The sequence below is a fragment of the Streptomyces sp. CNX435 genome (genome assembly GCF_059570575.1).
Map to the genome: position 1 here is coordinate 331,045 of NZ_JCANTA010000001.1, position 15,587 is coordinate 346,631.

Below are 15,587 nucleotides of genomic sequence, written 5' to 3' on the forward strand. Positions count from 1 at the left end.
GACGGTCCCGTTCCGATCCCCGCCCCCTCCCACCGGGAGGGGGCGCGGTTTTTCCGTCACCCTCCCGCGGGGACCGTCCGGACGCTACGGTGCTGTGCGACCGCTGCAGGTACCGGTGGGATCGGGGGACCGGTGGGCAACAGACCGACGGACTGGCATGTGCTGGACCTGGATGACGACCCGACACCGGGTGATCCGGAGCGGGTGAAGCAACTGGCCCGTGAGCTGCACGACTTCGCCGACGATGTGGCGGACGCGCTGCGGCAGATCAAGGGGATGGCCGGTGAGGACGCGCTGCTTCGCTGGGCGGGGAAGACGGCGAAGGCGTTCCAGGACGAGTTCGAGGAAGTCCCCAAGAACCTGAAGAAGCTGCAGCGTTCGTACGACCTGGCGGGTGATGCGCTGGCGGCGTACTGGCCGAAACTGGAGCGTGCGCAGTCGCTGGCGGACAAGGCGCTGGCCAAGGGCCGGGAGGCGCAGAGCGACCTGACCGCCGCCAACGGCCGCCTGGACTCCGCGAATTCCTGGGTCGACCGGGCGACGGAGAAGACCGAGGAGTACGACGAGAAGGAGGGCAAGGAGAAGCCCGACGAGTCCGAGGTACGGGCCGCCACCCGCAACGCGACCGACGCCAAGTCCGCGCAGTCCTCGGCGCAGACGGCGGTGGACAACGCCGAAGCCGGCCTCGAAGCGGCGAAGAAGATGGCGGCGGACGCGAAGCAGATGCGTGAGGACGCCGCCTCCGAGGCGAAGGACAAGCTGGAGGACGCGTCCGACGCGGGGATCCAGAACCGTAGTTGGTGGGAGAACGCGGTCGACTGGGTCAAGGACAACTGGGACACCATCGTCAGTGTCTGCAAGGTCATCGTCGCGGTGCTCGGCATCGTCGTCCTGATCATCGGCGGGCCGCTGGCCTGGGTGGTGCTGGCCGCCGCCCTGGTCGTCCTCGCCGACACCCTCATGAAATACATGAACGGCCAGGCATCTCTGTGGGATGTCGCCTTCGCCGCCCTCGACTGCATCCCCGGCATGAAGGGCATCACCTCGCTCGGCAAGCTCGCCAAGGGCCTCAAGGGCGGGCTGAGCATGGCCAAGACCGGCCTGAAGGGCATGACACTCGCGGCCAAGGGCCTCGCCAAGTCCGCGCGCTCCGGCGCCCGGTCCATGAAGAAGCTCTTCACCTGCGGCGACCCCATCGACATGGCCACCGGCGAGATGGTGATGTCGGCGTACGACGTCAGCCTCCCCGGCGTCCTGCCCCTTGTCCTCGACCGCCACCACCGCACCGGCTTCACCTCCGGCCGGCTCTTCGGCACCTCCTGGTCCTCCCTCCTCGACCAGCGGCTCATCGCCGACGAGTACGGATACCGCCTCGTCACCGCCGACGGCATGGTGCTGCGCTACCCCCTGCCCGAGCCCGCGACGCCCGTCATGCCCGTCGAGGGCCCGCGCTGGCCGCTGCACCCCGCCGACGACAACGGCGTCCTCGGCGTGCACCGCCCCGACGAGGGCCTGACCCTGTACTTCCAGATGCCCGCGCCCGGGGCGGGCGCGGCGCGGCTCGTGGCGCTCACCGACCGCAACGGCAACTCGATCTCGGTCGAGTACGACGCGGAGGGCATGCCCGCCGAGGTCGTCCACGACGCCGGCTACCGCGTTGCCGTCACGACCGCCCTCGGGCGCGTCGTCGCCCTCCACCTCCACGACGGCGACGCCCGGCACGAGCTGCGCCGCTTCGCCTACGACGAGCACGGCAACCTCGCCGAGGTCTACAACTCCTCCGGCCTGCCGCAGCGGTTCGACTACGACGACGAGCACCGCGTCACCGGCTGGGCGGACCGCATCGGCGCCTCGTACCGCTACGAGTACGACGCCGCCGGCCGCTGCGTCCGGGCCGGCGGCGCCGAGGGCACGCTGGCGTACACGTACGCCTACGACGACGAGACCCGCACCACCTCGGCCACCGACTCCCTCGGCCACACCACCCGCTACCACTTCGACGACGCCTACCAGCTCGTCGCCGAGACCGACCCGCTAGGCCACACCACCCGCCGCACCTGGGACCGCTACGACCGCCTCACCTCGATCACCGACCCCACCGACCGCACCACCCGCTACGAGTACGACGACGACGGCAACCTGGTCCGCGCGACCCGCCCGGACGGCACCGCCGTCACCGCCACGTACGCCGCCCCCGGGCTCGCCGAGGCCATCACGCCGGCCGGCGGCCGGACCTGGCGGCAGACCTTCGACGCCCGCGGCAACCGCACCTCGGTCACGGACCCGTCCGGCGCCACCACGACGTACGACTACACCGCGGCCGGCCACCCGCTGCGCGTCACCGACCCCCTCGGGCACGGCCACGACGTCGTGACCAACACCGCCGGGCTTCCGCTGGCGGTGACCGACCCCGCGGGGGCGACCGCGCGCTGGGAGCGGGACGCCTTCGGGCGCATCTCCGCCGCCGTCGACGCGCTCGGCGCCCGCACCGAGCTGGAGTGGACGACCGAGGGCAAGCCGTCCCGGCACCGCGCGCCGGACGGCGGCGAGCAGCGGTGGACGTACGACGCGGAGGGCAACTGCACCGCGCACGTGGACGCCGCCGGGAACACCGTGCGCTACGACTACGGCGCCTTCGACGTGCTCGTCGCCCGCACGGAGCCCGACGGCACCCGCTACGAGTTCGCGCACGACACCGAGCTGCGGCTCACCGGGGTCACCGGGCCGCACCGGCTGACCTGGACGTACGCCTACGACCCCGCGGGCCGGCTGGTCGCCGAGACGGACTTCGACCGGCGCCGGCTGGACTACGCGCACGACGCCGCCGGCCGGCTGGTCTCCCGCACCAACGGCCTGGGCCAGGAGATCGCCTACCGGTACGACGCCCTCGGCCGCGTCGTCGCCCAGAACGCCGCCGGGGCCGAGTCGACGTTCGCGTACGGCCCGGACGACGAGCTGATCGCGGCGGTCGGGCCGGACGCCGTGCTCGGCTGGGAGCGCGACGCCGTCGGCCGGGTCACGGCCGAGACCTGCAACGGCCGCACCCTCACCGCCGCCTACGACGAGCGCGGCCGGCGCACCCGCCGCACGACGCCGGCCGGCTCCGAGACCACGTACGCCTACGACGCCACCGGCCGCCGCACCCTGCTCACCACCGCGGGCGTCGAGCTGGGCTCCGCCTACGACGCCGCCGGCCACGAGACCGCTCGCAGCATCGGCGACTCCCTCGTCCTGGACCGGGTGTGGGAGCCGACCGGGCGGCTGGCCGGGCAGACCCTCACCGGGCACGGCCGGCGGCTGCAGGAGCACGGCTACCACTACCGCGCGGACGGGCAGCTCACCGGGATCGACGACCTCGTCGACGGCCCGCGCACCTTCGAGCTGGACGGCGCCGGCCGCGTCACCGCCGTCACCGCGGCCGGCTGGACGGAGTCGTACGCCTACGACCCGGCCGGCAACCAGACCGAGGCGCACTGGCCGGCGGGCCCCCACGACACGGACGCCACCGGCGCGCGGGCCTTCTCGGGGACCTCGCTCATCCTCGCCGGCGCCGTCCGCTACCGCCACGACGCCGCGGGCCGCACCGTCGAGCGGCAGAAGGTCCGGCTCTCCCGCAAGCCGGACACCTGGCACTACGAGTGGGACGCCGAGGACCGGCTGACGCGCGTGACCACCCCGGACGGGGTCGTGTGGCGCTATCTGTACGACCCGCTGGGCCGGCGCATCGCCAAGCACCGGCTCGGTGGCGACGGGGAGCCCGTGGAGCGGGTGGAGTTCTGCTGGGACGGCTTCACGCTGGTCGAGCAGACCGCCTACGGGCCCGGCGGGACCCGGCCGGTCACGCTGACGTGGGACCACGACGGGCTGCACCCCGTGGCGCAGAGCGAGCGGCTCGGCTCGGCGGACCTGCCGCAGGAGGAGGTCGACCGGCGGTTCTTCGCGATCGTCACCGACCTGGTCGGCACGCCGACCGAGCTGGTGGACCCGGACGGCGACATCGCGTGGCGCACGCGGCGCACCGTGTGGGGCTGCACGGCGTGGTCCGCGGACGCCACCGCGTACACGCCGCTGCGCTTCCCCGGCCAGTACTTCGACGCGGAGAGCGGGCTGCACTACAACGTGCACCGCTACTACGACCCGGAGACCGCCCGCTACGCCTCCCCGGACCCGCTGGGGCTGACCCCGGCGCCCAACCCCGGGACGTACGTCCGCAACCCGTTCACCTGGAGCGACCCGCTCGGGCTCAGCCCGTGCACCTCGGCCGGCAGCAGGGCCGCGCTGCCGCCCGCGGGCCGCGAGCCGCCCAACCTGGCGGGGACGAACATCGTCTCCCGGCTGGCCCGGCCCGGCGAGGAGTTCAACATGGTGCTCTCCCGCGGCCAGCCGCCGTCGCGCCCGGGCGGCTTCGGCACGTTCGACGATATTCCCAACCAGCAGTACGCGCGGGAGCAGCTGGCGATCCGCAGCGACTGGAAGCCGGACGTGTCGATGGTGCAGCGCTACCGCATCCCCGACGGCGATCCGATCCGGATTCAGGAGAGTATCGTCGGGCCGCAGACCGACCCCGTGCTCGGGCATCTGCCGGGCGGGGGGACCCAGCTCGAAATCCTGGACTTCGGCGACCGCGCGAGACTCATCCCGGTAGGTGACCCGGTGGCGTTGCCCACATGACCCGACAGCCCGAGAAGATCGAGGTCCGGTGGACGGAGGGCGACCGCCTCGTCCGCTGGACGCACGGCTCCGCGACGGTGGAGAAGCGCTTCGCGGAGCCCCCGCAGTCGGTCGTGGCCTGGGACGGCCGCGTCCTGGTGGTCGAGGCGATGCCGCCGCCGGAGGCGAGCAAGGACAACGCGGTCGTCTTCGACGCGGACGGGACCGAACGGGTGAGGCTCACGCCGCCGCGGACCGGCGGCGAGCCCCACTGGGTGATCGGCTACTACACCGCCTACCTCGACGACGGAGGCCCGGTCGTGGTGGTGGCCACTCAGGTGGGCGACGTCTGGGGCCGGGTCGACCTCGCAGCGGGCACGCTCACGGACGTACGGCCCTGGCGTTGATCAGGACATCCCGGGCAGCGCGGACGGCGCCCGCGCCGGCCGGCGCCACCGCCACGTAACAGGCCCGTGAGAATGCCGCGGGACCGCTTTCTTCCGGCCATCATGTCTGGCTACGCTCCAGGCACTTGACTGCGTTGTGTGCACGACATAGGGGGTACCCGCACGATGACCACCTCACGCTGGCGCGGGGGCGCCGCCGCGGTGCTGGGCGCGGCACTGCTGCTGACGGCCTGCGGGGACTCGGGGGGCGACGACCCGGACAAGATCGTGGGTGCGGACCAGGACCCCACGGAACAGCCGTCGAAGCCGGGCGGTGCGGAACCGGCCGTGGACGCACCGGAGTTCGACTTCCCCGCCGACTTGAAGGTCGAGGTCGACGCCGACACCACCGGGGACGAGACCAAGGACGCGGTCCTGCGCGACCACGGCTACGCGGTACGGGCCACCATGCTGGCCCTCGCCAAGCTCGACCCCGAGCTGCCGGTGCTGTCCGACTACGTCACCGGCGACGCGTTCATCAACTCCGCCGACAACGTCGAGTCCTTCAAGGCCGACGGCCGGACCGTGACGGGCGCGACCCACTTCTACGACCGCGAGGTCGAGCTGCGGAACAAGGGCCTGGCCTCGGTGACGTACTGCGAGGACCAGCGCAAGGCGTTCAACAAGGACGTCGACAGCGGCGAGGTCGACCGGACCGAGCCCAGCGACGAGAGCTTCGTGCGCTACACGGCGCTGATGGAGAAGACGGAGGAGGGAGTCTGGCAGATGACCTTCGACCAGTCCGAGAGGGGGGCTGCCGAGTGTCAGCTCTGAACCTGCGGAGAGCAGGTGTGATCGCCGCCGGACTCGTGGTGGCGACGGGTCTCGGCGCCGCGCCGGCGGCGGCGGACTACGGCGGCGGCAGCGAGGACGGCGGGGCCAGCGCGTACGTCAGCTTCGAGTACAGCAACCCCGGCTCCTCGGGTACGTCCATGACCTCCAGCGACGTCAACTGGTCGCCGCCGACGTGCTGGTACGAGCCGGCTTACAAGCCGGCGGAGTTCCAGGATTACCTGGCCTCGCACGACTACGGGGGCGGCAGCGCGGGCACCGACCTGCACGGCCAGTACTACGACGAGACGGACGGGAAATTCCACAAGGGGGACGACGGCGCCTGGTGGGAGCTGACCGTCGACCTCACCCAGGACGACCTCAGCTGCGCGCAGGAATACGACGCGTACGAGTTCATCGGCCCGGACTTCCCGCCGCCGCCGGACGTCGAGGTCCTCGACCCCGAGCTGCTCGCCATGCTCGCCTACGAGCGGATCAAGCTGCCGGCGCCGCCGGTCGACCTGAAGCCCGGCGCCGACCGGCAGATCGTGAACCTGGAGACGCTCGCGACCTTCGGCCAGGACCTGGAGCCGGCGTGGGTGACCGCGAGCATCGACCGGGTGGGGGTGCAGCTCGCCGCGACCACGGTGGCCACCCCGAGCCGGCTCACGCTGTCGGCGGATTCGGCCCACGCCGACCCGGCGGAGTGCTCGTACGACCTGGTGGCCAGCGGCGGCGGCTACACGGTGGACACCGAGGACGCCGCCTGCAACGTCACGTACCGGAAGTCGAGCGGCGAGGGCACGTACGACCTCCAGGCGTCGCTCACGTGGGAGGTCGCCTGGAACGCGTCGGCGGACCCGGCCGGCACCCCGACGACGGCGCTGCCGGACGGGCAGTCGACCAACGACATTCCGGTGACCGTGAAGGAGATCCAGACCGTGGTCCGCTAGGAGACCATTGGAGTAGACCTCTGGGTATACCACTGAGGGCCGCGTCACCGTGGGGATGCAGGTGGCGCGGCCCTTCTCGATACCGGTTGACCCAGGTCTCAACTCGGGAAAGACTGACGGCGAACCTTGTATTTGATCTTGCTCGGACGGTGGCGAGTGGACTATACCTGTCCGGACCCGGCGGCTCCCCCTGCCCTCCGGAGCATGACCCAGAACCACTCACGTATCACCGACCGCGGTAATCGGCCCCCTTCAACTACCGGCGTGTGGCGTCGGGGACCCGGTACACCGCCTGAGTCCTGGAAAGTGAGGACTTGAGCATGGGATCTACCTCGGAAGTCGGTCGCCGCGATCTCGTCAAGCAGGCCATGGCGCTCGGCTTGATCTCCGTACCCACCGTCGGCGCTCTGTCGGCGTGTGCGAGTGGCGGTGACGACGGCAACGACGGAGGCGCCAAGGGTGACAAGACGGAGAAGAACCCGCTGGCTGTCGACAAGAACGCCCCGCTGGAACTACTGATCTTCGACGGCGGCTTCGGCACGAAGTACGTCGAGGACGACGCCGCGGCCTACGAGAAGGCGTACGCCAAGGTCACGATTGGCTCGACGGTCAAGATCCAGTCCAAGGTGCAGGGCCGGATGGCCGCGGGTGATCCGCCCGACGTGATCAACAACTCGGGCGACGAGGCGATGGACGTGCCCGCGCTGATCGCCCAGGGGCAACTCGCGGACATGACGCCGCTGCTGAAGGCACCGTCCATCGAAGACCCGTCGAAGACCGTCGCGGACACGTTGCGCCCCGGCACGGTCGAGATGGGTCAGTACGGGGACGACAAGTGCTACCGGATGAACATCGCGTACTCGGTGTTCGGCATCTGGTACTCGCAGAAGATGCTCGACGACCACGGCTGGGAATATCCCAAGACCTGGGACGACATGCTCGCGGTCTGCGCCGAGGCGAAGAAGGAGGGCATCGCCGGCTGGACGTACACCGGTGTCTACCCCCAGTACCTCGGCTTCAGCATGCTGCCGATGATCGGCAAGGTCGGCGGCGTCGAGGTGCTCGACGCGATCGACAACTTCGAGCCCAACGCCTGGAAGCACGACTCGGTCAAGAGCGTCCTGGAGGCGCACTACGAACTCCACGCCAAGGGGTACATCCTTGAGGGCTCCGGCGGCTGGAAGCACACCGAGTCGCAGACCAAGTGGACCGAGGGCAAGGCCGTGTTCATCCCCAACGGCTCCTGGGTGGAGAACGAGTCCAAGGACACCACCCCCGAGGACTTCCAGATGACCGTGTCCCCGTCGCCCAACCTGGACAGCTCGGACGCGATGCCGTTCGAGACGATCTGGGCTCAGGCCGGCGAGCCGTACATCGTTCCGGCGAAGGCGAAGAACGTCAACGGCGGGCTCGAGTTCCTGCGGAACATGCTCACCAAGAAGTCCGCCGCGGGCTTCTCCAAGCTGGTCTCCTCGCTGGCGAGCGTCGAGGGCTCGGAGGAGGGACTCCAGTTCGGCACCGGTCTGACGAGCGCGATCGGGCTCATGGACGCCGCCGGCGAGAACTTCCTCAACCCCCGGTTCCCCGACTGGTACCCGACGACCTGGCGCGAGCACGTCGTCTTCGTCCTCGGCGACATGATGAAGGGCGACGCGAGCCCGGGCGAGGCGGTCAACAAGATCCAGCAGATCGCCGACGACGCCGCCAAGGACGACAGCATCAAGAAGTACAAGCACTGAGCGGCGAGTCCAGTCGGTGAGCGAGCGAGACGGAGCTGGCGGGATGACGGTCGACGACCCTGCCGTGACCAGGACAGTACGGCGATCCGCCGGATCGCCGAAGGCGGGCGCGGGGGGCTTCCGGTCCTCACCGCGCTACCGGACCTACGTCAAGTACCGGTTCGTCTTCGGGTTCCTGGTGATCCCGTTCGGCCTGTACGCGGTGTTCGTCATCTCGCCGTTCGTCCAGACCTTCTTCTACTCGTTCACCGACTGGTCCGGCCTCAGCAGCGACTTCAACATGGTCGGGTTCGAGAACTTCACCCGGCTCATGGACGACGAGCGGTTCTGGGCCGCCGTCCGGAACAACCTCATCCTGGCCCTCGCCGTGCCGTTGGTCACGCTGAGCCTGGGCCTGTTCTTCGCCTTCATGATCAACCTCGGTGGCCGCGGCCGGCGGGGCGAGGCGGTGTCGGGGGTCGTGGGCGCCAAGGCGTACAAGATCCTCTACTTCTTCCCGCAGGCGCTCTCCATCGCGGTCATCGCCGCGCTCTGGGGCTACATCTTCACGCCCGGCATCGGCGTGCTCGAAGCCATCCTTCCGGCCTCGCTGTCGCCGGAGAACGGCTGGCTGGGGGAGCGGCGCTTCGCGCTGTTCGCCGTGATGATCGTCATGTGCTGGGCGATGGTCGGCTTCTTCGTCGTGCTCTTCTCGGCCGCCATCGGGCAGATTCCCAAGGAGATCAACGAGTCGGCGCTGCTGGACGGCGCGGGCCGGGCCAGGACGTTCTTCAGCATCACCCTGCCGCTGATCCGGGACACGGTGCAGACCGGCTGGGTCTACATGGGCATCATGGCGCTGGGCGCGGAGTCCTTCGCCGTGGTCAACATCATCACCATCGGACCCGGCGGCCCCGACGACTCCACCCAGGTCCTCGGCGTCTACCTCTGGCAGACCGGCTTCACCCAGGCTCAGGCGGGCCGCGGCGCCGCGATGGGCGTCTGCCTCTTCATCCTCACCATGCTCCTCGCCGTGGCCGCCCTGTCCGTCGGCCGCCGCCGCGACCGCATCGAATACTGAGCGCGACCCGGGAGAGCACTCCATGACCACTGCCGATCCCACGGACACCCCGCGGGCCGCCGGGGCACCCTCGGACGAGGACCCGAAGGCGAAGAAGTCGAGCTCGTCCCTGCTCAAGCCGGAGCGGAGCATCGAGGGGGCCGTGCTCAACGTCTTCTCGCACGGCTTCCTCGTCCTGTGGGCGGTGCTGGCCGCCGGGCCGCTGATCTGGGCGCTGATGACGGCCTTCAAGCCGTCTGCCGACATCTTGGCGAGTCCGTGGGGGCTGCCGGACGGCCTGCACTGGGAGAACTGGTCCAACGCCTGGTCGAAGGCGAACATCGGCCGCTACACGCTGAACTCGTTCGTCATCGTGATCTTCTCCGTGCCGCTCACGATGCTGTTCGGCTCGATGGCGGCGTACGTGCTGGCCCGCTTCGACTTCCGCGGCAACCGCGCCATCTACTTCACCTTCGTCGGCGGCATGGCCTTCCCCGTGGTGATGGCGCTCGTGCCGCTGTTCTTCGTCATGAAGAACCTGTCGCTGCTGGACACCCGGCACGGCCTGATCATGGTCTACATCGCCTACTCGATGCCCTTCACGATCTTCTTCATGACCACGTTCTTCCGGACGCTGCCCTCGTCGGTCGCCGAGGCCGCCGAGATCGACGGCGCCTCGCACTCGCGGATCTTCTTCCAGGTGATGCTGCCCATGGCCAGGCCGGGCCTGGTCAGCGTCGGCATCTTCAACTTCCTCGGCCACTGGAACCAGTACGTCCTGCCCTTCGCGCTCAACCAGGGCGACGAGGACGACTACGTCCTCACCCAGGGCGTCGGCTTCCTCTTCGCCCAGGCGGGCTACCGCTCCGACTACGGCCGCCTGTTCGCGGGCCTGATGATGGCGGCGCTGCCGATCCTGATCGTCTACGCCATCTTCCAGCGCCAGGTCCAGGCGGGCCTCACCGCCGGCGCGGTGAAGTAATCCCCCCTGGCCCGGGGGCACTTCGGCGCCCGGTCGGACGGGCTCGGTACCGTGGACGTTTGCGGGTTACGGAATAGTCACGCCGTCAAGGTCTTGACGGCGGTAACCATGGCCGTCGAGCCTAGACTTCACAAGTTGTAGGCGATCCGGGTCCCGTCGGCGTGACCCGGGAGGTAGGGGGCCGTCGTGTCTCCCACCGAACCAGGAGTGGATGGCCGTGGTGGAGACTCCGGGCTCGCAGTCCTCGCTGCACCGGGCAAACCTCGAGCGCGTCGTGCGCGCCGTGCGACTGTCCGGTTCGCTCACGCAGGCGCAGATCGCGCGGAGCACCGGGCTGTCCGCCGCCACGGTCTCCAACATCGTCCGCGAGCTGCAGGAGAGCGGGACCGTCAGCGTCACGCCGACCTCCGCCGGCGGGCGGCGGGCCCGGGCCGTGTCGCTGAGCGGGGACGCCGGGATCGTCGTCGGGGTGGACTTCGGGCACACGCACCTGCGGGTGGCCGTGGGGAACCTGGCGCACCAGGTGCTCGCCGAGGAGTCCGAGCCGATCGACGTGGACGCCTCCGCCACCCAGGGCCTGGACCGGGCGGAGGCGCTGGTGACCCGGCTCGTGGGGGCCACGGACGTGCCCGCGGACAAGGTCGTCGGCGTGGGGCTCGGGGTGCCCGGGCCGATAGACACCGAGACCGGCGTGCTGGGCTCCACCGCCATACTGCCGGGCTGGACCGGCACCAACCCGCGCGACGACCTGCAGTCCCGCCTCGCCGTGCCGGTGTACGTCGACAACGACGCGAACCTCGGGGCGCTCGGCGAGCTGGTCTGGGGCAGCGGCCGGGGTGCCAAGGACGTGGCGTACATCAAGGTCGCCAGCGGCGTCGGCGCCGGGCTGGTGATCAACGGGCAGCTCTACCGCGGACCCGGCGGCACGGCCGGCGAGATAGGGCACATCACGCTGGACGAGTCCGGCCCCGTCTGCCGCTGCGGCAACCGCGGCTGCCTGGAGACCTTCACCGCCGGCCGCTACGTCCTCGGCCTGCTGGAGGCCAGCCACGGCCCCGGGCTGACCGTGGAGCGCATGGTGCAGCTGGCCCGGGACGGCGACCCGGGCTGCCGGCGGGTGATCGCCGACGTCGGCCGGAACATCGGCAGCGGCGTGGCCAGCCTGTGCAACCTGCTCAACCCCAGCCGGGTGGTGCTCGGCGGCGATCTCGCCGAGGCGGGGGAGCTGATCCTCGCGCCCATAGGGGAGTCCGTCGCGCGCTACGCCATCCCCAGCGCCGCCCGCCAGCTGGACCTGGCCTCCGGGGCGCTCGGCAGCCGGGCGGAGGTGCTCGGGGCGCTGGCGCTGGTGCTGAGCGAGATGGGGGACCGTTCGATCCTTGACGGCGCCGCGCCGGCTCCCACCCCCGTTCTCACGTAGCGCTGAGTTCACATAGAGAAACCACCGGATCGTTTCCGTCTCGTTAAGCATTTACTTCTTGACGACATGGTTACGGGCGAGTTGACTACCTGACACCTCGGCCGCGACGGCGCGGCCACGTCAGGGAGGTTCGACCGTGCACACCTATCTGCGCCGTGCGGCAGTCGCACTGGCCGCCGTAACCATGACCGTCGGCATCGCGGCCTGTGGCAGCGCTGAGGAGGCCGACAGCGACTCCGACAGCGGAGACAAGAAGAACGACGGGCCGTTGACGATAGGTCTCCTCCTGCCGGAGGACCAGACAGCGCGCTACGAGGACTTCGACCGGCCGCTGATCGAGAAGAAGATCGAGGAGCTGGCCCCCGGCACCGACGTCATCTACAACAACGCCAAGCAGGACGCGAACACGCAGCAGCAGCAGGTCGACACCATGATCACGCAGGACGTCGACGCCCTGATCCTGGACGCCGTCGACTACAAGTCGATCGCCACGGGCGTCAAGGCCGCGGACGAGGCCGGCATCCCCGTCGTCGCGTACGACCGCCTCGCCGAGGGCCCGATCAGCGGCTACTCCTCCTTCGACAACCACAAGGTCGGCCAGGTCCAGGCCGAGTCCCTGCTGGAGGCGCTCGGCGACGGGGCCAAGGACGGCGAGGTGATCATGCTCAACGGCTCCGTCACCGACCCGAACGCCGCGATGTTCAAGGAGGGTGCGCAGTCCGTCCTCGACGGCAAGGTCAACGTCGGCAAGGAGTACGACGTCAAGGAGTGGAAGCCGGAGAACGCCAACTCCGACATGAAGGGCGCCATCTCCTCGGTCGGCAAGGACAACATCATCGGTGTCTACTCCGCCAACGACGGCATGGCGGGCGGCGCCATCACCGCCCTGAAGGCCGCCGACTTCGACCCGCTGCCGCCGGTCACCGGCCAGGACGCGGAGCTGGCGGCCGTGCAGCGCATCGTCAGCGGCGAGCAGTACATGAGCGTTTACAAGCCGTACAAGCCGGAGGCCGACGCCGCCGCCGAGATGGCGGTCAAGCTGGCCCGCGGCGAGAAGGTCGACTCCGTCGCGACCGGCACCGTGGACAGTGGGTCCGAGCAGGGCGTGCCCGCCGTGCTCATCGACCCGATCCCGCTGACCAAGGACAACATCAAGGAGACGGTCGTCAAGGACGGCCTGTGGAAGATGGAGCAGATCTGCTCGGGCAAGTTCGCCGCCGCCTGCAAGGACATCGGCCTGCAGTGAGCCGCTCACGCCGGTGAAAAGCCACCCGCGTGCCCGGGGTCCCGCCATCTCAACTCCCGCTGCCGGCGGAGCCCCGGGCACCCGGGCCTCATCTTGCCCACGCCTATCCCCCTGTAGGAGATGGTTCACGTGTCCGCTACGCCCGTGCTGGCGTTGCGCGGGATCTCGAAGCGGTTCGGTGCCGTCCAGGCACTCACCGACGTCGATCTCGAAGTCCGCGCCGGTGAGGTGGTCGCCCTTGTCGGCGACAACGGCGCCGGAAAGTCCACGCTCGTCAAGACCGTCGCCGGCGTCCACGCCATCGACGACGGCCGCATCGAGTGGGGCGGCCGCCCCGTTCGCATCCACAAGCCGCACGACGCCCAGAACCTGGGCATCGCGACCGTCTACCAGGACCTCTCGCTCTGCGACAACCTCGACGTCGTCGGCAACCTCTTCCTCGGCCAGGAGATCCGCACTGTCGGCGTCCTGGACGAGGTCGAGATGGAGCGCCGCTCCCGCGAGCTGCTCACCACCCTGTCCATCCGCATCCCCAGCGTCCGCATCCCCACCGCCTCCCTCTCCGGCGGCCAGCGGCAGACCGTCGCCATCGCCCGCTCGCTCCTCGGCGACCCCAAGCTCGTCATCCTCGACGAGCCCACCGCCGCCCTCGGCGTCGAGCAGACCGCCCAGGTGCTCGACCTCGTCGAGCGGCTGCGCGAGCGCGGCCACGCCGTGCTGCTGATCAGCCACAACATGGAGGACGTCAGGGCCGTCGCCGACCGGGTCGCGGTGCTGCGGCTCGGCCGTAACAACGGCGTCTTCGACGTCGCGAGCACGACGCAGGAAGAGATCGTCGCCGCCATCACGGGCGCCACGGACAACGCCGTGACGCGCCGCTCGGCGCGCAGCAGCGCGGAGGCAGAGAAGTGAGCACCGAGCAGATCGAGGGCTCCGACTCGGGGAAGCCCGACCTCAGGAAGTCCAGCGCCCCCGCCGACTCCGCACCGGAGGTCGCCAAGGACGGGGTCACCGCCGTCGACCCCCGGCTGCTCGTACGCGAGCAGGGCTTCGCCGGCTATCTGACCGAGTTCAAGCGCCGCATGCGCGGGGGCGAGCTGGGCTCCGTCCCGGTCATCGTCGGCCTGATCATCATCATGGCGACCTTCCAGGGCCTGGACGACGCCTTCCTGTCCGCGCAGAACCTGTCGAACATCTCCATCGACATCGCCGGGCCCGGGCTGATAGCCGTCGGCATCATCTTCGTGCTGCTGCTCGGCGAGATCGACCTGTCGATCGGCTCGGTCAGCGGCCTGGCCGGCGCGGTGTTCGCCGTGCTGGCCGTCCAGGAGGGGATGCCGGAAGTCCCGGCGATCATCCTCGCCATCCTCGTCGGCACCGCGACCGGCGCCTTCCACGGCTTCTTCTTCGCCCGGATCGGCGTCCCGCCGCTCGTCGTCACCCTCGCCGGCCTGCTCGGCTGGCAGGGCCTGATGCTCTACATCCTCGGCAGCACCGGCACCATCAACCTCGACTCCGACGGTGTGGTCGCCAAGCTCACCACGTACTACTTCACCGACGTCGCCGCCGCCTACGGGCTCGCGGCGATCTCCGTCGGCGGCTACTTCGCCGCCGCGTACTTCGGGGCTAAGCGGCGCGAGGCGGCCGGCGTGCCGTCGCGGCCGATGAGCGAGATCATCATGCGTACGGCCGTCCTGGCCGTGCTCGCGTTCGTCCCGGCGTACGTGCTGAACCAGTACAAGGGCCTGCCGCTGGCACTGCTCATCTTCCTCGTCGTGGTCGTCGGCGCGGACTTCGTGCTGCGCCGCACCGGCTTCGGCCGGCGGATCTTCGCCCTCGGCGGCAGCGTCGAGGCCAGCCGCCGGGCGGGCATCAACGTCGACCTGATGCGGATCGCGGTCTTCTCCGTCTCCGGTACGCTCGCCGCGGTCGGCGGCCTCTTCATGGCCTCCACCATCGCCGCGGCCAACCAGGGCGCGGGCGGCGGCACGCTGCTGATGAACGCCATCGCGGCGGCCGTCATCGGCGGCACCAGCCTCTACGGTGGCCGCGGCAGCAGCTGGTCCGCGCTGCTCGGCGTGCTGGTCATCATGTCCATCCAGTCGGGCCTGGCGCTCAAGGGCATCGACGCGCCGGTGCAGTACATGATCACCGGCTCGGTGCTGCTGGCGGCGGTCGTCATCGACTCCGTCTCCCGCCGCACCCAGAAGACGGCCGGACGCGCCTGACCGACGCCCCGCCCGCCACCCGCCGCCGCGCCCCCGTGCCGACCCCGGCACGGGGGCGCGTTGGTGCGGACGTGTGGCATACATCGCACTGTCGGATCAGCGGCCGGACATCG

General features: G+C 70.2%; 11 protein-coding genes. All 11 read left to right on the plus strand.

The annotated features are described in order from the left end of the window. Positions 1-132 precede the first annotated feature (132 nt). The 11 genes from T328_RS01340 (at position 133) to T328_RS01390 (ending at position 15,474) form a co-directional block, all read left to right on the plus strand. Positions 133-4,671 carry an RHS repeat-associated core domain-containing protein gene (locus T328_RS01340; protein WP_496493911.1) on the plus strand — a complete coding sequence of 1,513 codons (4,539 nt, stop codon included), beginning with the start codon at positions 133-135 and terminating at the stop codon, positions 4,669-4,671. Next, a complete protein-coding gene (locus T328_RS01345) occupies positions 4,668-5,057 on the plus strand; it encodes a hypothetical protein (protein ID WP_496493912.1) in 390 nt (129 codons plus the stop codon). The genes T328_RS01340 and T328_RS01345 overlap by 4 nt, the downstream gene beginning before the upstream one ends. 165 nt (positions 5,058-5,222) lie before the next feature. Continuing rightward, complete coding sequence (locus T328_RS01350; RefSeq protein ID WP_496493913.1) at positions 5,223-5,870, plus strand: hypothetical protein; 648 nt, start codon at positions 5,223-5,225, stop codon at positions 5,868-5,870. A 17-nt stretch (positions 5,871-5,887) separates the two neighbouring features. Then, a complete protein-coding gene (locus T328_RS01355; RefSeq protein WP_496493914.1) occupies positions 5,888-6,820 on the plus strand; it encodes a hypothetical protein in 933 nt (310 codons plus the stop codon). 320 nt (positions 6,821-7,140) lie between these two features. Beyond that, entirely contained in the window at positions 7,141-8,559 is a 1,419-nt protein-coding gene (gene ngcE / locus T328_RS01360; RefSeq protein WP_496493915.1) for an N-acetylglucosamine/diacetylchitobiose ABC transporter substrate-binding protein, read from the plus strand. A gap of 64 nt (positions 8,560-8,623) precedes the next feature. Continuing rightward, the gene (locus T328_RS01365; protein ID WP_496494298.1) at positions 8,624-9,619 is read left to right on the plus strand and encodes a carbohydrate ABC transporter permease; all 996 of its coding nucleotides are present in this window, start codon (positions 8,624-8,626) and stop codon (positions 9,617-9,619) included. A gap of 22 nt (positions 9,620-9,641) precedes the next feature. Next, positions 9,642-10,580 carry a carbohydrate ABC transporter permease gene (locus T328_RS01370; RefSeq protein ID WP_496493916.1) on the plus strand — a complete coding sequence of 313 codons (939 nt, stop codon included), beginning with the start codon at positions 9,642-9,644 and terminating at the stop codon, positions 10,578-10,580. Positions 10,581-10,800: 220 nt separating this feature from the next. Beyond that, positions 10,801-12,000: an ROK family transcriptional regulator gene (locus T328_RS01375; protein WP_496494299.1), complete on the plus strand. Its 1,200-nt coding sequence runs from the start codon at positions 10,801-10,803 to the stop codon at positions 11,998-12,000. 136 nt (positions 12,001-12,136) lie between these two features. Beyond that, a complete protein-coding gene (locus T328_RS01380) occupies positions 12,137-13,246 on the plus strand; it encodes a sugar ABC transporter substrate-binding protein (protein WP_496493917.1) in 1,110 nt (369 codons plus the stop codon). 120 nt (positions 13,247-13,366) lie between these two features. Continuing rightward, entirely contained in the window at positions 13,367-14,158 is a 792-nt protein-coding gene (locus T328_RS01385) for an ATP-binding cassette domain-containing protein (RefSeq protein WP_496493918.1), read from the plus strand. Continuing rightward, a complete protein-coding gene (locus T328_RS01390; protein ID WP_496493919.1) occupies positions 14,155-15,474 on the plus strand; it encodes a sugar ABC transporter permease in 1,320 nt (439 codons plus the stop codon). The genes T328_RS01385 and T328_RS01390 overlap by 4 nt, the downstream gene beginning before the upstream one ends. Positions 15,475-15,587 lie beyond the last annotated feature (113 nt).